Annotated in this window: 17 protein-coding genes and 1 pseudogene; 8 read left to right on the top strand and 10 right to left on the bottom strand. The window is 69.9% G+C overall.

What is annotated here, in order from left to right; all coding sequences use genetic code 11:
* Window positions 1-275 (top strand): annotated as a pseudogene (locus D0D37_RS28000) (hypothetical protein); the annotation flags it as partial.
* Between the two features lie 195 nt (window positions 276-470).
* Here D0D37_RS28000 and D0D37_RS27995 read toward each other — a convergent pair.
* Complete coding sequence (locus tag D0D37_RS27995; RefSeq protein ID WP_116203574.1) at window positions 471-1,325, bottom strand: SAM-dependent methyltransferase; 855 nt, start codon at window positions 1,323-1,325, stop codon at window positions 471-473.
* Between the two features lie 96 nt (window positions 1,326-1,421).
* Here D0D37_RS27995 and D0D37_RS27990 point away from each other — a divergent pair, with 96 nt between their 5' ends.
* Complete coding sequence (locus D0D37_RS27990) at window positions 1,422-2,261, top strand: alpha/beta fold hydrolase (protein WP_244223699.1); 840 nt, start codon at window positions 1,422-1,424, stop codon at window positions 2,259-2,261.
* Between the two features lie 256 nt (window positions 2,262-2,517).
* On the opposite strand, the gene D0D37_RS27980 is transcribed toward D0D37_RS27990, so the two are convergent.
* Genes D0D37_RS27980 through D0D37_RS27960 form a run of 5 tightly spaced genes read right to left on the bottom strand, consistent with a single transcriptional unit; the run spans window position 2,518 to window position 8,384 of the window.
* Window positions 2,518-3,042 (bottom strand): dihydrofolate reductase family protein, encoded by a 525-nt coding sequence (locus D0D37_RS27980; protein ID WP_116203573.1) that lies wholly within the window; start codon window positions 3,040-3,042, stop codon window positions 2,518-2,520.
* Window positions 3,043-3,102: 60 nt separating this feature from the next.
* Window positions 3,103-4,719, bottom strand: a complete 1,617-nt coding sequence (locus D0D37_RS27975; RefSeq protein WP_116203572.1) for a dipeptide ABC transporter ATP-binding protein — start codon at window positions 4,717-4,719, stop codon at window positions 3,103-3,105.
* 4 nt (window positions 4,720-4,723) lie between these two features.
* Window positions 4,724-6,412, bottom strand: coding sequence for an ABC transporter substrate-binding protein (locus tag D0D37_RS27970; RefSeq protein WP_116203571.1), 1,689 nt, complete (start codon window positions 6,410-6,412; stop codon window positions 4,724-4,726).
* Window positions 6,413-6,444: 32 nt separating this feature from the next.
* Window positions 6,445-7,446, bottom strand: a complete 1,002-nt coding sequence (locus tag D0D37_RS27965) for an ABC transporter permease (protein WP_244223698.1) — start codon at window positions 7,444-7,446, stop codon at window positions 6,445-6,447.
* Complete coding sequence (locus D0D37_RS27960; RefSeq protein WP_116203570.1) at window positions 7,443-8,384, bottom strand: ABC transporter permease; 942 nt, start codon at window positions 8,382-8,384, stop codon at window positions 7,443-7,445. The genes D0D37_RS27965 and D0D37_RS27960 overlap by 4 nt, the downstream gene beginning before the upstream one ends.
* A gap of 323 nt (window positions 8,385-8,707) precedes the next feature.
* Between D0D37_RS27960 and D0D37_RS27955 the strand changes: the two genes are divergently transcribed.
* A complete protein-coding gene (locus D0D37_RS27955; protein ID WP_116203569.1) occupies window positions 8,708-9,370 on the top strand; it encodes a S1 family peptidase in 663 nt (220 codons plus the stop codon).
* 289 nt (window positions 9,371-9,659) lie between these two features.
* On the opposite strand, the gene D0D37_RS27950 is transcribed toward D0D37_RS27955, so the two are convergent.
* The 3 genes from D0D37_RS27950 to D0D37_RS48660 are packed head-to-tail and all read right to left on the bottom strand — an operon-like array spanning window position 9,660 to window position 13,140.
* The gene (locus D0D37_RS27950; RefSeq protein WP_244223697.1) at window positions 9,660-11,369 is read right to left on the bottom strand and encodes an acyl-CoA synthetase; all 1,710 of its coding nucleotides are present in this window, start codon (window positions 11,367-11,369) and stop codon (window positions 9,660-9,662) included.
* 41 nt (window positions 11,370-11,410) lie between these two features.
* Window positions 11,411-11,776: a YrdB family protein gene (locus D0D37_RS27945; RefSeq protein WP_116203568.1), complete on the bottom strand. Its 366-nt coding sequence runs from the start codon at window positions 11,774-11,776 to the stop codon at window positions 11,411-11,413.
* Between the two features lie 59 nt (window positions 11,777-11,835).
* Window positions 11,836-13,140 (bottom strand): GH25 family lysozyme, encoded by a 1,305-nt coding sequence (locus tag D0D37_RS48660; protein ID WP_116203567.1) that lies wholly within the window; start codon window positions 13,138-13,140, stop codon window positions 11,836-11,838.
* A 650-nt stretch (window positions 13,141-13,790) separates the two neighbouring features.
* Here D0D37_RS48660 and D0D37_RS27935 point away from each other — a divergent pair.
* From D0D37_RS27935 to D0D37_RS27920, 4 genes are read left to right on the top strand one after another with little or no spacing between them, the layout of a single operon-like run.
* Complete coding sequence (locus D0D37_RS27935) at window positions 13,791-15,083, top strand: sugar ABC transporter substrate-binding protein (RefSeq protein WP_116203566.1); 1,293 nt, start codon at window positions 13,791-13,793, stop codon at window positions 15,081-15,083.
* Entirely contained in the window at window positions 15,080-16,066 is a 987-nt protein-coding gene (locus D0D37_RS27930) for a carbohydrate ABC transporter permease (protein ID WP_116203565.1), read from the top strand. Before D0D37_RS27935 ends, D0D37_RS27930 begins: the two co-directional genes overlap by 4 nt.
* Window positions 16,063-16,893 carry a carbohydrate ABC transporter permease gene (locus D0D37_RS27925; RefSeq protein WP_116203564.1) on the top strand — a complete coding sequence of 277 codons (831 nt, stop codon included), beginning with the start codon at window positions 16,063-16,065 and terminating at the stop codon, window positions 16,891-16,893. Before D0D37_RS27930 ends, D0D37_RS27925 begins: the two co-directional genes overlap by 4 nt.
* A complete protein-coding gene (locus tag D0D37_RS27920; RefSeq protein ID WP_116203563.1) occupies window positions 16,890-18,350 on the top strand; it encodes a glycoside hydrolase family 3 protein in 1,461 nt (486 codons plus the stop codon). Before D0D37_RS27925 ends, D0D37_RS27920 begins: the two co-directional genes overlap by 4 nt.
* Before the next feature lie 72 nt (window positions 18,351-18,422).
* On the opposite strand, the gene D0D37_RS27915 is transcribed toward D0D37_RS27920, so the two are convergent.
* The gene (locus D0D37_RS27915) at window positions 18,423-18,860 is read right to left on the bottom strand and encodes an ATP-binding protein (protein ID WP_116203562.1); all 438 of its coding nucleotides are present in this window, start codon (window positions 18,858-18,860) and stop codon (window positions 18,423-18,425) included.
* Between the two features lie 346 nt (window positions 18,861-19,206).
* On the opposite strand from D0D37_RS27915, the gene D0D37_RS27910 reads away from it, so the two are divergent.
* Entirely contained in the window at window positions 19,207-19,383 is a 177-nt protein-coding gene (locus D0D37_RS27910; protein WP_116203561.1) for a CsbD family protein, read from the top strand.
* The last annotated feature ends 10 nt before the right edge of the window (window positions 19,384-19,393 follow it).

Here is a 19,393-nt window from a genome sequence, read left to right as displayed (position 1 = left end):
GGGTCGGGCTGTGGGTCAGCTCGGTGCTGATCTACGCGTGGATCCTGCTCGGGGCTTGGCAGACTGTGGCACCGGGGGTGCTGGACCGGGCGCTCGGCGTGGCGTACGACTTCGAGGCGACCTGGGGCGTTTCGCGGCTGACGTTTGAGCTGTTCACAGCCGGGACGTTGGCGGTGCTGATCGGGTTCGGGCTCGTCGGCTACCTCATCGCCCGCAAGCAACCCGCGCCGGTCGCGGAGGTTCGGCAACCGGCTGCTGAGTCAGCTCAGACCTGAGCTGCCCGCGGATCCGGCCCACGGCAAACGGCCGCGCTGAGGGTGCTCGCCCCCAGCCCTCAGCGCGGCCGTTTACCAGACTGACCTTCGAGCCGTTCACCGCCGGAACGTTGGCGGTACTGATCAGGCTCGTCGGCTACTTCATCGCCCGCGCCGGTCGCGGACCTCCCGCAACCGGCCGCCACGACGTAGCCGTCAGACCTTCCGGCCGACCACGCCCGCGACACAGCGGGCCGCGTCGCTCAGCGGCTTCAGCCGAGGACCGTCCTGCCACCATTCGTCGGCGACCGACAAACCGGGGCCGTCCGTGCGGCTCGGCGGGAGCAGCTCCAGGCCGGGCAGCATCGCCTCGATCTCCGCCCGCGTGCGGAACCGGCCCGCGCCGAGCGGTCCGGACACCAGGATCTCCTCGATCCGCTTCGCGACCGCGGTCAGCTCCGGCACCTCGGGGTCGTAGAAATGCGCCATGGCGACGTACGAACCGGGCGCGAGGGCGTCGATGTACTCGCGCATCACCTCGACCGCGCCGTCGCCCTCGTAGTGGTGCATCGTGCCGATGTGCAGCAGCGCGATCGGCTCGGAGAAGTCGAGGCACTCGCGCACCGTTTCGTTCTGCAGCACGGCCTGCGGCTGGAAGATGTCGGCCTCGACCATGTGCGTGAAGTCGTTGTCCTCCAGCAGCGCGCGCCCGTGCGCGAGCACGACCGGGTCGTTGTCGACGTACACCACGTGCGCGTCGCGGTGGTAGCGCTGCACGATCTGATGGGTGTTCTCCGCGGTCGGCAGGCCGGAACCGCAGTCGAGGAACTGCCGGATGTCGGTCTGGCTCGCCAGCATCCGCAGCACGCGGTTGTGGAAACCGCGGTTGCCGCGGGCGATGTGCACCGCCTCGGGGACCGCGGTGCTGATCTTCTCCATCACCGCGCGGTCCACCTCGTAGTGGTGGCTTCCGCCGAGGAACCCGTCGTAGATCCGCGCGATGCTCGGGCGGTCGGGGTCCACCCCCACCGGCACCTGGCTGGGCGACAAGGAGGACGGCGAGCCGGTCATGGACACCTCGCGGAGCAGTCGGTCGGCAGTGACCTACTCAGAGTAGTACTCCGGTGCGTCAGCCGTGCCAGCGGCGAAGGCGCACCGGTCCTGTGCGTGCACGGCGGCCCCGGCGGAGGCGGCACCAGCTTCGGCCGCACGGGCTTCGACCCGGCGAAATTCCGCGTCGTGGTGTTCGACCAACGCGGCTGCGGACGGAGCACGCCGAACGTCGCGGACCCGGCGGTCAGCCTGGAGCACCAGACGACCGGGCACTTGATCGCCGACATGGAGAAGCTGCGCGTCCGCCTCGGCATCGAAAAATGGCTGCTCTACGGCGGTTCCTGGGGTGCGACGCTCGCGCTCGCCTACGCGCAGCGGCATCCGGAACGGGTCAGCGGCATCCTGCTGGTCGCCGCGTTCACGTCGTCGCCGGACGAGATCGATTGGCTCTACCGCGGCGTCCGGCGGCTGCTGCCCGCGCAATGGGAAGCGTTCCGAGCGGGCGCGCCCGACCCGGACGGCGACCTTCTCGCCGGGTACTCGCAGCTCCTCGCCAGCCCGGACCGTGCCGTCCAGCTTCGCGCCGCGCGGGATTGGTGCGCGTGGGAAGACGCGGTGATCTCGCACGAATGGGTCGGCGGCCGCACCGGCCAGTTCAGCGAGGGCACGGACGACGAGCTGATCACGCTCGCACGTCTCTGTGCGCACTACTACGGCCACCACGCCTGGCTCGAAGACGACCAACTGCTGCGCGACATCCGTCTGCTGCACGGGATCCCGGCAGTGCTCATCCACGGCCGGGCCGACCTCAGCGCGCCACTGCGGAAAGCATGGCAGCTCGCCCAGGCCTGGCCGGACGCCGAACTGATCGTGATCGACGACGCAGGACACACCGGAAGTCCCTCGATGGGAACCGCGGTGCTGGAAGCGATCACCCGGTTCGAAGATCGCTGACGCTCAGCGCACCACGCGATACCGAAGACTCGTCCCCAGCTGCACCAGCGACCCCATCCGTCTGCTGCACGGCATTCCGGCAGCGCTCGTCCACGGCCGGGCCGACCTGAGCGCGCCGCTGCGGAAAGCATGGCAGCTCGCCCAGGCTTGGCCGGATGCCGAACTGGTCGTGATCGACGACGCAGGCCACACCGGAAGTCCCTCGATGGGAACCTCGGTGCTGGAAGCGATCACCCGGTTCGAAGATCGCTGACGCTCAACGCACCACGCGATACCGAAGACTCGTCCCCTGCTGCGCCAGCAACTCCAGCCGCACCGGCGGGCCTGGCCGCTCGAACAACCGCACCCCGCCACCGAGCAGCACCGGCATCACCATCACCGCGACCTCGTCCAGCAAACCAGCGTCCACACAAGCCCGCCCGACCGAAGCGCCCAGCACGTTCACCGTCTTCTCCCCCGCCGCCGCCCGCGCAGCCGCGACGCCTTCCTCGAGAGACGAGCAGAACGTCACCCCAGGCACCGCTGCCGGAGCGGCCTGCCGGGTCAGCACCACCTGCGGCCCGTCCCACAAGCCGCCGAAAGCCTTGCCCTCGGCCTCGGTGCCGCGATAAGGGTCGTCGCCGGAGAAGGTCCGGCGGCCGACCAGCAGCGCGCCGACCGGCGCGGCCAGCTCGTCCGCCGCCGCGTCCTCGGTGTAGGGCGCGAGCCAGCCCATGTCCCCGCCGGGTCCGGCGATGAATCCGTCCAGCGACATCGCGGCAGAGTACAGCAGCTTTCCCATGTCATGCCTTCCGTGTCGGTTTCCGAGGTACCGACTCCCGGCGCCCCGAAAACTCATCGGTCAGCCGGACAGCGCGCGCCAAGCCTCCCGGCGTTCCCGCTGCCGTTCCGGGTCCGCGACCGGCGCCGCCGCGACCAGCCGTCGCGTGTAGTCCTCCCGCGGCGAGCCCAGCACCGACGCCACCGGGCCCTCCTCGACCACCTTGCCGTGATGCAGCACGACGACCCGGTCCGCGACCCGCTCCACCACCGCCAGGTCATGGCTGATGAACAGGCACGCGAACGCCAGTTCCCGCTGCAGGTCCGCCAGCAAGTCGAGCACCGAAGCCTGCACCGAGACGTCCAGCGCGCTCGTCGGCTCGTCCGCGATCAGCAGTCGCGGCCGAAGCGCCAGCGCCCGCGCGATGCCGACCCGCTGCCGCTGCCCGCCGGACAGCTCGTGCGGGTACCGGCCGCTCCAGCCCGGATCCAGGCGCACGGCGGCGAGCAGTTCCGCGACCCGCTCCCGGTGCTCGCCGCGTTCGCCGTGCACCACCAGCGGTTCGGCGATGCTCGCGCCGATCGTCGCGCGCGGGTTGAGCGCGGAGGCCGGGTTCTGGAAGACGATCCCGATCTGCCGCCGGATGTCCCGCCGCTGCCGGGCCGACGCTCGCGCGATGTCCACGCCGTCGACTTGCACCGTGCCTCCCGACGGCGCGACCAAACCGGTCAGCACCGACGAGATCGTGCTCTTGCCCGAACCGGATTCGCCGACGAGGCCGAGCACCTCGTCGGTCCCGATCGTCAGGGACACACCGTCGACCGCGCGCACTGGCGGAGCGCCGCCGCCGACCCGGTAGGTCACCGCCAGATCCGTCACCGAGACCAGAGGAGCGGACGTCGGCCGCACCGCGCCAGCAGGAGCGGAACCCAGTGACAGCACCGAATCCAGCAGTTCCCGCGTGTATTCAGCCTGCGGCGAAGCGAACAGCCCGGCGGCGGTGTTCTGCTCGACCACCTGGCCGTCGCGCAGCACCACGACCCGGTCCGCGACGTCCGCGACCACGCCCATGTCGTGCGTCACCAGCAGAATCGCCGTGCCGAGCCGGTCCCGCAGCGACCGCAGCAGCTGCAGGATCCCGGCTTGCACGGTGACGTCCAGCGCGGTCGTCGGCTCGTCCGCAATCAGCAGCTTCGGATCGTGGATCAACGCGATCGCGATGACCACCCGCTGCAACTGCCCGCCGGACAGCTCGTGCGGGTAGGCGCGCAGCACGCGCCGCGCGTCCAGTTCCACGAGTTCCAGCAACTCCCGGGCCCGTTCCCGCGCGGCCGCCCGCGACACCTTGCGATGCGCCCGGACCGCGTCCACGAGCTGAGTGCCGATCCGGAACACCGGGTTCAGCGCGCTCATCGGCTCCTGGAACACCATGCCGATCTCGCCGCCGCGCACCTTGCGCAGCGCCGGACCGTCCACTGTGTACAGATCGCGGCCGTCGAGCACCGCGGACCCGGTCACCGTCGCGGTGCCCGGCAGCAGGCCGAGCAGCGACAGCGCGGTGACCGACTTGCCGGAACCGGATTCCCCGACGAGGGCGACGACCTCGCCGGGGTGCACCTCGAAGCTCACCTCGCGAACCGCGGCAGTGTCGCCGAACCGGATCGAGACGTCGCGCAGGGACAGCAGCTGCTCGGACACGGGATTACTTCGCCAGGCCCATCTGGAGGTAGTTCGGGTACGCCGGGAACGCGCCGATCGCGAAATTGCCGACCTTCGCGCCGTGCAGGAACGAATTGCGCGTGTAGATCAGCGGGACCACCGGCGAGTCCTGCATGATCCGCTTGTCCGCCTTCGCCCACAGCTTCCCGGCCGCGGCCGGGTCGACCGTGCCCTGCGCCTCGGCGATCAGCGCGTCGACCTCGGGCACCGAGTAGCGCGCCTCGTTGTACCCGCCGTTGCCGATCTCCGAGGTGCCGAACAGCGGCTCGATGTTGGCGTTGGCGCTCGGGAAGTCCGGCTGCCACGAACCCAGGGTCAGGTCGTAGGTGCCGTCGTTGCCGGTGACCAGCGTGGTCCACGCCTCGTCGTCGAGCGGGCGCAGCTTCGTGCGGATGCCCGCGCGCTGCAGCGCGGCCTGGATCGCCTGTGCCTTGTCCGCCTCGTTGTTCGCCGTCGACACCGGGAAGTCCAGGTTGTCGATGCCGTTCGGGAAACCCGCCTCGGCGAGCAGTTGCTTCGCCTTCGCGACGTCGCCGGACGGCGGGGCCGGGTAGAGGTCGTACACCTCGCGCCCGGCGATGCCCTCGGTGATCAACGTCGTGGCGATCGGACCGGCGAGATCCGCGCTGCCCGCGGCGGCGACCTGGTAGGCGGTCTTGTCCACGGCGTACTGGAACGCCTGGCGCACCTTGGGATTCGCCAGCGGGCCGCGCTTGGTGTTCAGCGCGAGGTAGGCCAGCGCGCCGGACTTCGACGTGACGAGCTGGTTCTTCGCCGCCGGGTTCGTGCGGATCTGCGCCAGCTGCGCCGGGTTCACGAACGACGAGCCGAACGCGAACGCGTCGTTGCCCTGGCTCGCCAGCAGCCGCTTCGCGACGACGCCGGTGTCCTGGCCCATCTGGATCACGACCGCGTCCGGCAGGCCGGTGCGCGCGAGGTCGGTCTTGGCGTCCCAGTTCGGGTTCCGGACGAACTTGACCTGCACGCCCTTCTGGTACGACTCGACCTGGTACGGGCCGGACGCGACCGGCTTCGTGTCGTAGGTCGCGTCGGTGCCCTTGCCCTTCGGCACCGGGGCGAACGCGGGCATGCTGGCGATCCACGGCCAGTCGCCGTACGGGCGGGCCAGGTGGAACACGACGGTCTTCGGGTCCGGGGTCTCGATCGACGCCAGTTCGCCGCCCTTGAACGGGCCCTTGTAGTCGGGTCCGCCGGCGAGCAGGTTCTTGTGGTAGCCCAGCCCGCCGGAGAACGCCGAATCGAACGACCGCTCGATGCCGTACTTGATCTCGGCGCTGGTGATCGGCGTGCCGTCGGCCATCTTCAGGCCGTCCTTGAGCGTGTACGTCCAGGTCTTGCCGTCCGCGCTCGCCCTGCCGGTGTCGGTCGCGAGGTCCGGCACCACGGTGGCCGGGCCGTCCGCGGAGGTCTTCCACGCGGTGAGCCGCCGGTGGATCAGGCTGATCGTGGTGATCGCCAGGTTCTGGCTCTTCGCCGGGTCGAGGTGCTGCGACGTGGTGTCGCTGAGGATGTAGAGCGTCCCGCCGGACGCCACCGCGACCGCGCCCCCGCCGCCGGACTGCTCGTTCGCGTTGCACGCGGCGAGGAACGCCCCTGCCCCGGTGACCGTGGCGGTGATGCCCAGCGCCTTCAGGAAGCCCCTGCGATCCATGGTTTTTCCGTTCCCTTTCCTGCGAACCGAGACTAAGAACCGAGCCGAGCGCGGGGATCCAGCACCCCGTAGAGCACGTCCACCGCGAAGTTCGCGAGGACGACGAAAAAGGCGGCGAACAGGCTGACGCCCATCAGCACCGGCAGGTCCACCTGGTGCACCGCGTCGACGAGCAGCCCGCCGAGGCCGGGCAGCGCGAACACGCGCTCGGTGATCACCGCGCCGCCGAGCAGCGCGCCGAGGTCGACCGCGAACACCGTCACGACCGGCAGCAACACGTTGCGCAGCGCGTATTTTCCGACGACGGTCCGCTCCGGCAGGCCGACCGCCCGCGCGGTGCGGATGAAGTCCTCGCCCATGATTTCGAGCATCTGGCCGCGCGAGAGCCTCGCGTACACCGCGGCGTTGATGAACGCCAGCACCAGCCACGGCAGCACGAGATGCCACGCCCAGTCGACCGGGCTTTGCGCGAACGTCACGTAACCGCTCACCGGAACCACGTCGAGTGTGAAGCCGAACAGCAGAATTCCCAGCAGCCCCACCAGGTACGCGGGCGCGGACACCCCGGCCAGCGTCACCGTCATCGCGGCCCGGTCGGCGAACTTCCCGCGGCGCAGCGCGGAGAACACGCCGGTCGCGACGCCGGCGATCAGCCAGATCACCGACGCGCCGATCGCCAGCGAAACCGTGATCGGCAGCCGGTCGCCGATGAGCGCCAGCACCGGTTCGTTCTGCTGGAACGAATAGCCGAAGCAGGGTGCCGAGCAGACGATCGCCGTCACGCCGGTCCCGAACGTGCGGCCGGTGAAGATGCCGCCCAGGAAGTCGAAGTACTGCTGGATCCACGGCTTGTCGAAGCCCATGAACTCCCGGGCCAGCGCCAGGTTCTCCGGCGTGCACGGCTTGCCGCACGACATGTACGCCGGGTCGGTGGGCAGCAGGTAGAACACCGCGAAGGTGCCGAAGCTGACCACGAGCAGCACGCCGAGCATGCCCAGCAGGCGGATGCCCACGAAACGCAGGGTGCGGTTCACCGGCGCACCGCCGTCTTCGGGTCGAGCGCGTCGCGCAGCCCGTCGCCGAGCATGTTGAACGCCAGCGTCGCGATGAACAGCGCGGCGCCGGGGAAAATGAGGAACATCGGATCGGTCTGCACCCAGTTGATCGCGTCGCTGATGGAACGGCCCCAGCTCGGCGTGGGCGGCGGAATGCCGACGCCGAGGAACGACAGCGCGGCTTCCAGGCCGATGTTGGCCGGGATGCTCACCGTCGCCAGCACGATGACCGGCGCCCACAGGTTCGGCAGCAGCTCGCGGCGGAACACGTGCGCGCCGCCCGCGCCGAGCGCCCGGGCCGCCTTGACGAAGTCGCGGTTGCGCAGGCTCAGCGTCTGCGCGCGAACCACCCGGGCCACGCGCGGCCAGCCGAACAGGCCGATCACCGCGATCAGCAGCAGCGGCCGCGGGATCGACTGCGGGGCGACCGCGCCGAGCGCGATCATGAAGATCAGCTGCGGGAACCCGAGCAGCACGTCGGTCACCCGGCTCACCACGGTGTCCCACCAGCCGCCGACGTACCCGGCGCTCGCCCCGAGCAGCACGCCCAGCAGCATCGACACCGCGGTCGCGGCGAGTCCGATCAGGAACGACGTGCGCGCGCCGTACGCGACGACCGCGAAGAGGTCCCGTCCGGTCAGCGGTTCGACGCCGAACCAGTGGCTTCCGCTGATGCCGCCGAGGAATCCCGCGCCGGTGCCGTCGGCCGGATTGAGCAGTTCAGTGTGGTACGTGTACGGATCCTGGCCCTCGATCAGGGCGAGCAGAGGAGCCGCGAGAGCGGTGATGACCACCAGCACGATGACGACCGCGCTGGCCTGGGCCCAGCGGTCGTGCCGCAGCGCGCGCCACAGGTTCCGGGAGGCCGGAACGGCCGCCGGAACCGGAGCGCCGCCCGGCGACAGGATGTCGGACAACGGTTCCCTATGCAGATCAGCGTTACTTGACGACGTGACAGTAAAGAACCCGAAGGAAATTCACCACGACGGCGGCGCCCTTCCCGGATCGTGAGACATCGCCGACGTCACACCTCCCCCGGGAGTTCGTGCTGTTCGCGCAGGTCACCGGCGGCCGCGCGGCTCGGGCCAGTCTGCCGTGCGGACAGGCGTCCGGCCAGTGTTGTTTTCACCCGTTCGGAGGCAGTCCCGGGCCAGCAGGCTGACTCCGTTTGTGCCGCCCGCCGCTCGGCATTGGACTGGGCCGCACCTAGCCAGTCTCATGTGGACGGAAGGACCTGCCGATGTCTCGCTGCTCGCGCCGCAAGCTGACCGGAGTGCTGATCGCCGCGATCGCGGCCGCCTTGCTGGTCAGCCCGGCCGCCTCCGCAACGCCCTCGGCGGTCACCGCGGCGGTGAACGGCGGCGACGCGATGTACACCGTGTCACCGGGACCTGGCCGCGAGCCGTATTACTGCTCGGCGGGGTTCGCGATCCTCGTCAAGGACGTCCGGTACCTCCTCACCGCCGGGCACTGCACCGAACACGGGCTCGACTGGAAAGACATCGGCCGCAACGTGGACAGCCACTTCCCGGTGACCGACTACGGCCGCGTCGAGGACCCGTCGGGTTCCGGGCACAGCCGGGTCGACCTCTACGACGGCGGCACCCAGCGGATTCTGCGCGCGGGAACCCCGCAGGTGGGGCAGCTGGTGTGCCGGAGCGGCATGACCACGAAGAAGACGTGCGGGAAAGTCCTCGGCCTCAACCAGACCGTGAACTTCGGCGACGGCAAGCAGGTCGTCGGGACGATCGCCACCGACATCCCGGTCGGGGCGGGCGACAGCGGCGGGCCGTTGTTCTACGCCGGAGTCGGGTACGGGGTGCTGTCCGGCGGGAACGACCAGGTCAGCTTCTTCCAGCCGCTGCCACCCGTGCTCGCCGCTTACGGGGCGACGCTCGCTTGATCGTCGGTCCGTGAAGGAGCACTGAGGGACTCTGAGTCCGTGAAGCTTCCCCTCACCGACTTGCCGAAAGCCGAGTGAGACCGCGGCATTCCAGCCTCGCAGCGGGTGGCTCCGCTGGCGGATCGAGGCGAAGCTGTCACCGGCCGACGGCACGAGGTCCGGCACGGCGACTGTCCGTGAGGGGAACCCTGAGGGACTCAGATTCCCCCAGGGTTCCCCTCACGGACAACCACTGCGCCTCGGCAGCACAGCATCGGGCCATGGCACCGCGGGTGAGGGGCCCAGAACGTCACCCCTGCGCCAGTCCGGCGTGTCCTTCCCGCAGCGCGCGCTTGACGATCTTCCCGCTCGGGTTCTTCGGCAGCGCGTCCACGAACACCACGTACTTCGGGCACTTGTAGCCCGCCAGGTGTCCGCGGGCGTGCGCGAGAATCTCGTCCTCGGTGAGCGTGACGCCCTCGCGCGGCACGATCGCCGCGGTCACCGCCTCGATCCAGTGCGGGTGCGTGACTCCGAACACCGCGACCTCGGCGATCCCGTCGAGCAGGTACAGTGCTTCCTCGACCTCGCGGCTCGCGACGTTCTCGCCGCCGGTCTTGATCATGTCCTTCTTCCGGTCCACCACCGACAGATAGCCCTCGTCGTCGAGCACGCCGAGGTCGCCGGAGTGGAACCAGCCGCCTTTGAAGGCCGCTGCGGTTTTCTCCTCGTCCTCGTAGTAGCCGAGCGTCGCGTGCGGGCTGCGGTGCACGATCTCGCCGACCTCGCCGGGCGGCAGCTCGCGGCCGTCCTCGTCGACGATCCTGGTCTCGACGTTGATCGACGCCCGTCCCGCCGAACCCGCCTTCGCGAGCTGTTCGTGCGGACGCAGGATCGTGGCGAGCGGAGCCATTTCGGTCTGGCCGTAGAAGTTCCACAGCTGCACGTCCGGCAACCGGCGCGAGAGTTCGCGCAGCACTTCGGCGGGCATCGGCGACGCGCCGTAATAGCCCTTCCGCAGGCTGGACAGATCCGTCGTGTCGAACGCCGGGTGCCGCAGCAGCGAGATCCACACCGTCGGCGGCGCGAACAGCTTCGTCGCGCGTTCGCGTTCCACCGCGGCCAGCAGCGCCGCCGGGTCCGGGCCGGGCAGGATCACGCTCGTCGCGCCGAGATAGACGTCGACCGACAGGAAACAGTCCAGCTGCGCGCAGTGGTAGAGCGGCAGCGAATGCACCTCGATGTCGTCGCCGGTCATGCTGCCGTCGATCGCGCACGACACATATTGGGCGATCAAGGACCGGCTCGAAAGCAGCACGCCCTTCGGCCGCGATTCGGTGCCGGAGGTGTACATCAGCCGCAGCGGATCGTCGTCCGCGACGAGCACTGCCGGGGCGGTTTCGTCGCCGGGCTGATCGATCCAGTCCGCGACGCTCTCCCAGTCGCCCTCGCCGCCGATCCGCCCGCGCAGGACATCAGTGCGACCCGAGCGCTTCAACGCCTCGGCCGCGGTGTCGAGCAGCGCGTCCTCGGCGATCAGCCCGGACACTCCGGCGTGGCCGAGGATGAACGCGACTTCTTCCGCGCCGAGCATGAAGTTCACCGGCACCAGCACCACGCCCAGTTTGGCCGTGGCGAACACCAGCACCGCGTACTCCCAGCAGTTGCGGCTGAGCAGCGCGAGCCGGTCGCCCTTCGCGAGGCCGCGTTCGGCGAGCCGGTGCGCGCAGCGGTTGACCGCCGCGTCGAACTCGCGATAGGTCGCGCGGCGCTCCCCGGAGACGATCGCGAGCTTGTCCGGCAGGCGCAACGCGGTGCGCCGCAGGAGATCCCCGACGGAATGCTGGCGGGCGTGCTGGATCGCTTCCGCCGTTTCGGCGCTGAACGGGCTCGGCATAGCGGGAGTCTCATCCACCGGCGCGGCGTGCGCAAGCAGGACCGGCAGCGGCTTGACCTCGGCGCGGTGCGGGCCGACGGCTTGCGCTGTCCCAAGTGGACAGACGACCGGCCAGTCGCGCATCGCGGCACTGCCCGGACAAGCGATCCCCGCCGGAAATCCGCTCAGCCGTCCTTCGCCCACACCCGCACGGCGACCGCGACGGCGATCCCGACGACGCCGAGCACGAGGCCCGCGACCAGCAGTCCGGACGCGATCAGCCCGAGTGCGGCCACCGCGAACAGCCCGAACTCCAGGAAAAACCGCGTCGGCTCCGGGCTGCGCCGCTTGGCCCGCGGCGCGATCACGAGACCCCAGATCGCCGCCGCCAGCGCCGGCCACAGCACGGCGGCCAGGATGTCGAGGAACACGTTCCCGCCGAGCCGCGCGCCGGCGACCGCGAGACCGGCGAGCAGCGCCAGTTCGGTCAGGAAGCGGATGACGAGCACCGCGCCGGGGAAACCGCGCAATTCGGGTCGAGTGGTGGTCACGCCGGGAGCCTAACGGCCGGGCCCGCGCTCCGTGCGCGGAGTCGCGGACCCGGCCGGAATCAGCGTCGCGCCACCATCCGCGACAGGGTCATCAGGATCGCGCCGAACACCAGCAGCGCCGCACCGAACACGGCGAGCCGCGGGGTGCTCACCCCGGTTTTCGCCAGTGCCTGCTGCTTTGGCTGGCTTGCCTCCGGCGCGGAGGTCTGCGTCGGCTGGCTGGTCGTGACCTTCTGCGGGGCCGAGACCCCCGGCGTCACCTTCGCGACTTCGTGGACGCGGGCGGTGAGCGAGTCGGCGTGCTTGGCGTCCGACAGAGATCCCGGCGGGTTCGCCTGCTTGCCGCCCGCCCAGACGAGACCGCTGATGTCCTTCTTCGGCGTGGTCGAAGAAGTCGACGCCGGCGGCTTCGTCGCCGACGAGGTCGGGCTGCTCGAGGAAGTCGGGCTGCTCGAAGTCGTCGTACTCGTCGGCGGCGACGTGGTGGCCGAACTCGTCGGCGTCTTGGTCGGAGTCTTGGTCGCCGAGGAGTTCGGCGGCGCGCTCGTGGTCGGTGTGCTCGACGTCGGCGGCTTCGTCGAGGTGGTCGGCTTAGGCGGCGCCGGTGCCTCGCTCTTCGGGGCCTCGCCGCCGGCGAACTTGATCAACTGCTCCATCGAACCGTTGAACGAGTCCTGGTCACCGGGCTTGTTGCCGGAGTCCGAGTACTGCCAGACCGTGTAGTACCGCCAGCCCGAGGGCATGGGGCCCGCGCTCTGCGCGTACCGGGCGATGAACAGCGGATGCGTGTCGCCGAACGCGTTCGAGTTGCCGGTGCAGGTCTTCCACCAGTCGGTGGTGGTGTAGAGCATCGGCCAGCGCGACGTTTTCGCGTGCAGCCGCTCGGAGAACGACCGCACCCACGACACCATCGCCGACTGCGACAGGCCGAAGCAGGTCGAGCCGTACGGGTTGTATTCGATGTCCAGCATCGGCGGCATGGTGCGGCCGTCCGCGGACCAGCCGCCGCCGTGCGCGACGAAGTAGTCCGCCTGCGTCGCGCCGTCGGACACGTCCGGGCGCGCGAAGTGGTACGCGCCGCGGATCATCCCGACATCGTACGAGCCGTTGTACTGCTGCGCGAAGTACGGGTTTCGGTACCCAGTGCCCTCGGTCGCCTTGACGTACGCGAAGCGCGCGCCGGCGTTCCAGGCGCCCTTCCAGTCCACATTGCCCTGGTGCCCGGACACGTCCATGCCCGGCACCTCGGCAGGCGCTGCGGCCGCCTGGGGCGCGTGCAGCAGCCCCAATGCTCCGACAGCAGCTATCGCTGCCGCCGCCACGACCGCACCCGCCCGAGCCGCTATCCGCCCGGAGCCCGTCATCCTCTACTCCCTCTTCTTTTCCCGCCCTGGGAGCGCTCCGGCCGTCCGCCTCTCTTCCCCAAGAGCGGCACCGGATCACCTGGGCGAGCCCCAGTGTGTGTGACACGCGGGACGCCTGTAAACCACTGGGAGTGATGTGACGCGTGGTACACAAGAGGTTTTCCGAGGTCACCGGGGGTACGACCCTTCCCGGCCGGGATGAAACTCACCCACCCCGGGTCACTCTCGGCAGCAGGCCCGGCACTCGTCGCAGCGGGTGATCAGGCCGCCGGAGCAACGCCGGGAGCCGAACGGCGGACGCCGGGGCCCGCCGCTTTTGTCATCGCGCAAGGGCCGAAAGTCGGTCGGTCGCCGCCCACCGCGACGCGCCCGGGCCGCGCGACACGCCCGGCGCGGCGATCCGTTCACGAACAACTCCCCCGCACCGGAAACCCTTGCCCGCACTGCGGAAACCGGGCGCTACCAGCGCTTTCCGCCCGCTCGCCGGTAATCGCCCGGCCACGCAGCGTCAATCGGGCGGACGTCTTCGCAACATCTTGGCAACCGGCTTGACACCGGCTGTGGTCCGGACCACTCTGCTGGACATTGGTCTACACCATTTGTCATTCAGCCCCGGTCGCCGACGACCGGGCACCGAAAGGACGAGACACGTGAAGCGCTGGCTCATGCTGGCGGCGGGAGCCGCCGCCATCACGCTCGCCACGGCCGGGTGTGCCGGCTCCGGCGGGAGTGAGAACGCCTCGAGCGCTGGGGGCGCGCAAGACGGCAAGCTGACGGTCTGGCTGATGACCGGCTCCGCGCCGGACAGCCTGACCGCCGCCCTGAACAAGGAATTCGAGGCCGCCCACCCCGGCGTCAAGGTCGACTACCAGATCCAGCAGTGGAACGGCATCCAGCAGAAGCTGACCACCGCGCTGGCGAGCGACACGCCGCCGGACGTCATCGAGGTCGGCAACACCCAGACCCCCGCGTTCGCCGCGCAGGGCGTGCTGGCCGACCTTTCCGGCGACGTCAACAACCTCAACGGCGGGCAGTGGCTCGCCGGGCTCAAGGCGTCCGGCCAGTACGACGGCAAAACCGTCGGCGTGCCGTTCTACGCCGCGAACCGCGTCGTCATGTACCGCAAGGACATGTTCGAGCAGGCCGGCATCGCCCAGCCGCCGGCCTCGAACGACGAATGGCTCGCGGACATCGCGAAGCTGAAGGCGAAGTTCGGCGGCGACTCGCAGTTCCAGCCGCTCTACATGCCCGGCCAGAACTGGTACGCGCTGTCGTCGTTCATCTGGGACAACGGCGGCGACATCGCCAAGGGCGAGGGCAAGTCCTTCAAGTCGTCGCTCAACACGCCGGAAGCCAAGGCGGGCCTCGAGTTCTACAAGAAGCTCGTGGACGCCTCCGGCACGACCGCGCCGAAGGACAACGACGAGGCCACCCCGCAGCAGGCCGGCATCTACGCCGCCGGCAAGGTCGCCATGTTCATCGGCACCCCGAACGAGGTGGCGACCGCGGCCAAGACCGACCCGGGCATCACCGCCAAGACCGGCGCGTTCCCGATCCCGTCGAAGACCGCCGGCCAGACCGCGCCGGTGTTCCTCGGCGGCTCGAACCTGGTCGTCCCGCTCAACAGCAAGCACCAGGACCTCGCCAAGGACTACCTGAAGCTGCTGACCAGCACCAAGTACATGACGCAGCTCGCCGCCGGCGGCTACGTGCCGGGCACCTCCACCGACCTCAGCGCGCTCGACAAGGACCCGCTGGGCGCGGTGATGGCGAAGGCCTCGAAGAACGGCCACGCGATGCCGGCCAGCCCGAAGTGGGGCGAGGTCGAATCCGGCCAGAACCCGCTGAAGGACATGCTGACCGCCTACCTGACCGGGAAGAAGACCCTGGACCAGGCCGCGGCCGACGCGAACACCGCTCTCGACAAGATCATCGGCGGATGACCGCGACGAAGGACAAGCCGATGCCGGCGGGGGCCACCCCGCCGGCATCGGCGCGCGTCGGGAAGCCGCGCGGGCGGGGCAGCGGATGGTTCAGCGAGCGGCTCATGCCGTACCTGCTGATCCTGCCCGCGCTCGCCGCCGTGCTGGTGCTGCTCGGCTGGCCCACCGTCCAGATGCTCGGGATCAGCCTCCGCCAGCTCGACCTGCGCGAGCTGGTCACCGGCAAGATGGTGTGGATCGGCTTCAAGAACTACACCGACGTGCTGTCCGACCCCGAGTTCTGGTCCGTCACGATCCGCACGGTCGTCTTCACCGGCACGGTGGTCGCCGCGACGCTGGCGGTGGCGCTGCTCATCGCGGTGCTGATGCGCCACCTGAACCCGGTGCTGCGGATCCTCCTGCAGGTCTCGCTGGTGCTCGCCTGGGCGGTGCCGGTCATCGCCACCACCACGGTGTTCCAGTGGATGTTCGACCAGCAGTACGGCATCCTCAACAAAACGCTGGACCGGCTGGGCTTCCACTCGTTCATCGGGTACTCGTGGTTCTCCAGCGGCACGAGCACGCTCGCGGTGATCGGGCTGCTGGTGCTCTGGCAGGCCGTGCCGTTCGTCGCGTTCACGCTCTACGCGGGCCTGATCGGCGTGCCGCGCGAGCAGTACGAGGCGGCGGGCATCGACGGCGCCGGGCCGTGGCAGACGTTCCGCGCGGTCAGCTGGCCCGCGATCCGGCCGATCCTGACCATGGTGACGTTCCTGTCGATCCTGTGGGACTTCAACATGTTCGCCCAGGTGTGGGCCATCCGCCAGGGCGGCCCGGACGGCGCGAGCACCACGCTCGCGATCCTGCAGTACCTCAAGGGCATCGCGGGCAGCCACTTCGGCTCCGCCTCCGCCATCGCCACCATCATGCTGGTGCTGCTCCTGCTGGTCACCGGCCGGTACGTGCAGCTGCTGGTCCGGACGAAGGACGGGGAGATCGCATGAGGAAGTCCCTGCCCGCCCGGGTGCTGGTGTCGATCGCCGGCCTTCTCGTGGCGCTGCTGTTCCTCTTCCCGACGTACTGGATGTTCACGACGTCGCTGAAAACCCCCGGCGACGTGCTGTCGTCGAAGTACGACCTGATCCCGACCTCGGCGACGCTGTCGAACTTCGCGTCGGCGCTCACCAAGCCCGGGTTCGTCACGTACCTGAGCAACAGCTTGATCGTGACGCTCGGCGCGGTGCTGGCCGCGCTGGTCGTGGGCGTGCTGGCGGCGATCCCGCTGGCCCGCTTCCGGTTCCGCGGCCGCAAAGGGTTCCTGCTGCTGATCCTGGTCGCGCAGCTGGCCCCTCTGTCGGCGCTGTTCATCCCGATGTACCTGCTGATGCGCGACACCGGGCTGCTGAACACGCTGCCGTCGCTGCTGCTGATGTACTTCGCGACGTCGCTGCCGTTCACCGTGTGGATGCTCTACGGGTTCGTCAACGGCATCCCGTACGACCTCGAAGAGGCCGCGATGATCGACGGCTGCAGCCGGGCCGGCGCGTTCCGCCGGGTCACGCTGCCGCTGCTCGGACCCGGCCTGGTGACCACGTCGGTGTTCAGCTTCATCACGGCGTGGAACGAATTCCTGTTCGCCCTGGTGTTCATGCGGGACCAGTCGAAGCAGACGCTGCCGGTGTGGCTGTCGTCGTTCAAGACGGCGTTTTCGATCGACTGGGGCGGCGTCATGGCCGCGTCGGTGATCTACGCGATCCCCGCGGTGATCTTCTTCCTGATCGTGCAACGGAAACTCGTGTCCGGCATGACCGCCGGCGCGGTGAAGGGATGACGGTGGCCGAGCTGTCTCAACCCCGCAGGCTCGCCGAAGCCGTTCTGCTGCCCGGATTCGCCAGCACGACCGCGCCGGACTGGGTGCGCCGACGGCTCGCCGAGGGTCTCGGCGGCGTGATCCTGTTCGGCCGCAACGTGGTCGACGACGAGCAGGTCGCCGCGCTCGCCTCCGCGCTGCGGTCCGAGCGGGACGACGTGGTCGTCGGGATCGACGAGGAAGGCGGCGACGTCACGCGCCTCGACGTCGGCAAGGGCTCGTTCGTGCCCGGCCCGCTCGCGCTGGGCGCGGCCGGGGACCCGGAGCTGACCGCGTCCGTCGCGGCCGCTCTCGGCGAGCGGCTGGCGGCGTGCGGCGTCACGGTCAACCTCGCGCCGTGCGCGGACCTCACGCTCGCCGCGCAGGACCCGGGCATCGGCGTGCGGGCGTTCGGTTCGGATCCGGTGGCGGCTTCGCCGCACGTCGCGGCGTTCGTCACCGGCATGCAGAAGTACGGCGTCGCCGCGTGCGCGAAACACTTCCCCGGACACGGCGCGGCGACCGAGGATTCGCACCTCTCGCTGCCGGTGCTGCCGCGGACCGCGGCCGAGCTGCGGGAAGTCGAACTGGTCCCGTTCGCCGCGGCGATCGAGGCGGGCGTCCGGTCGGTCATGTCCGGGCACCTCGTGGTCCGGGAATGGGGCGAGGAACCGGCGACGTTCAACCGGACCGCGCTCGTCGACGTCCTGCGCGGCGAACTGGGGTTCACCGGGGCGGTCATCACCGACGCGCTGGAGATGGGGGCGGTCTCCGGGGCGTACGGGCGGCACGACGGTATCGGCGAGGCTTCGGTCCGCGCTCTCCTGGGCGGCGCGGACGCGCTTTGCCTCGGCGGGGCCGCGTTCGACGCGGAGACGCTGGACCGGACCGCGGAGGCGATCGTCGCGGCGGTGGCCGAGGGACGGCTTTCCTTGGAGCGGCTGGCCGAGGCCGCTGCCCGGACGGCTTCGCTGGGCACCTCCCCGGCTCCCGCGACGGTGCGGCCGGTGGACTACTCGCTCGGTCTGTCCGCCGCGCGGGCTGCTTTGCGGGTCACCGGGACGCCGAGGCTTGCTGGCTCGTCGCTGGTGGTGGACGTGCAGACCGAGCCGGGTATCGCGGCCGGACCGATGCCTTGGGGGCTGGGGGCTCACCTGGCGGAGCTGGTTCCGGGCACCCGGACGCTGTCCGTCTCCCCCGACGACGTCTCGACGGTCTTGGCGGCGGCTTCGGCAGTCGAGAGCGTCGTGGTGGTGACCCGGGAAGCGCACCGGCATCCGGCGGTGCGAGAGTTCCTGGCCGGTCTGTCCACTGTGGACTACATCCGGGTCGAGACCGGGGTTCCCGGGCCCGAGACCGGGCCGGGGCCGAGGATCGACACGTTCAGCGGTTCCTACGTGAGCCTGCGGGCCGCGGCGGAGCACCTGGCTCGTTCCTGACGCCGTCCGTGAGGGGAACCCTGCGGGACTCTGATTCCCGCAGGGTTCCCCTCACGGACCGGAACCGGTCCGTCACGTCCGAGACAAGGGCTCCGGGCAGAGGGACAGCTCGGCCCAGACAGTCTTCCCTCCGGGCAGCGGCGTCTGGCCCCAGCGGTCGGCGATAGCGTCGATCAGCGCCAACCCGCGTCCTCCGCCGGCGTAGCCTTCCCGGCACCGGGCGAGGTCCGGCAGAGAGTCGGAGACCTCGAGCAGGATCCGGTCTCCGCGCAGCGACAGAGTCAGCTCGCACGGCGGGCGGGCGTGCCGCATCGCGTTGCAGGCCATCTCGTCGAGCACCAGGCGCACGTCGTCCAGCGCGTCCGCTCCGGCGTACGGAAGATAGCGACGCACGAACGCCGCGGCCCGCTCCCGGATCCGCCGCAGGATCGCGAAATCCTGGTCCAACGCCAAGCGCAGACGTGCCGCTCTCGCCGGCAAGCGACTGTGCTGAACCTCGTCCACGCTCACGCTTGACCTCCTCCTCGGCCTGCCTTGTGCCCGCCCTCGAAGGCGAAGCTGCTCCCCCAGCGAGCCCCCTGCCCGAATGGCCGTCGTCGGTCTCTCTTGTCCGAGAACAGCTGGTACCCGCCGACCGGAGAGGACAAACCAGAATGGCGGCGAACGAGATCCGGATTGCCCGTTGTCAGGTTTCCGGGCTCATTGCCGTGCCGGAGCCGCGTGCCCGTTGCCCCTGCCTCGACGTCGTCCTGCCCCAGGCCCATCAGTTTAGCCAGCCCGGACGCGGGTATCCGGCGTTCATCACCTCGCGAGCAGGCTTTTTCACGAACGCCTGGGCAGAAAAGAGGCAATAGACATGAGCGATACCGCCGGAAACAAGGCCGAAGAGATCAAGGGAAAGGCCAAGGAAGCGCTCGGCGACGCCACCGGGAACGAGCAGTGGCAGGCCGAGGGGAAAGCGGAGAAGGCGAAGGGCGCCCTCAAGCAGGCGGGAGAAAAGGTCAAAGACGCCGTCAAGGGCGTGAAGGACTGACCTCGCCACC

This window comes from Amycolatopsis circi (assembly GCF_003385235.1).
In the GTDB taxonomy this organism is placed as follows: domain Bacteria; phylum Actinomycetota; class Actinomycetes; order Mycobacteriales; family Pseudonocardiaceae; genus Amycolatopsis; species Amycolatopsis circi.
The sequence above is the reverse complement of the archived record's forward strand: the minus strand, read 5'-3'. Positions and strand labels throughout refer to the sequence as shown.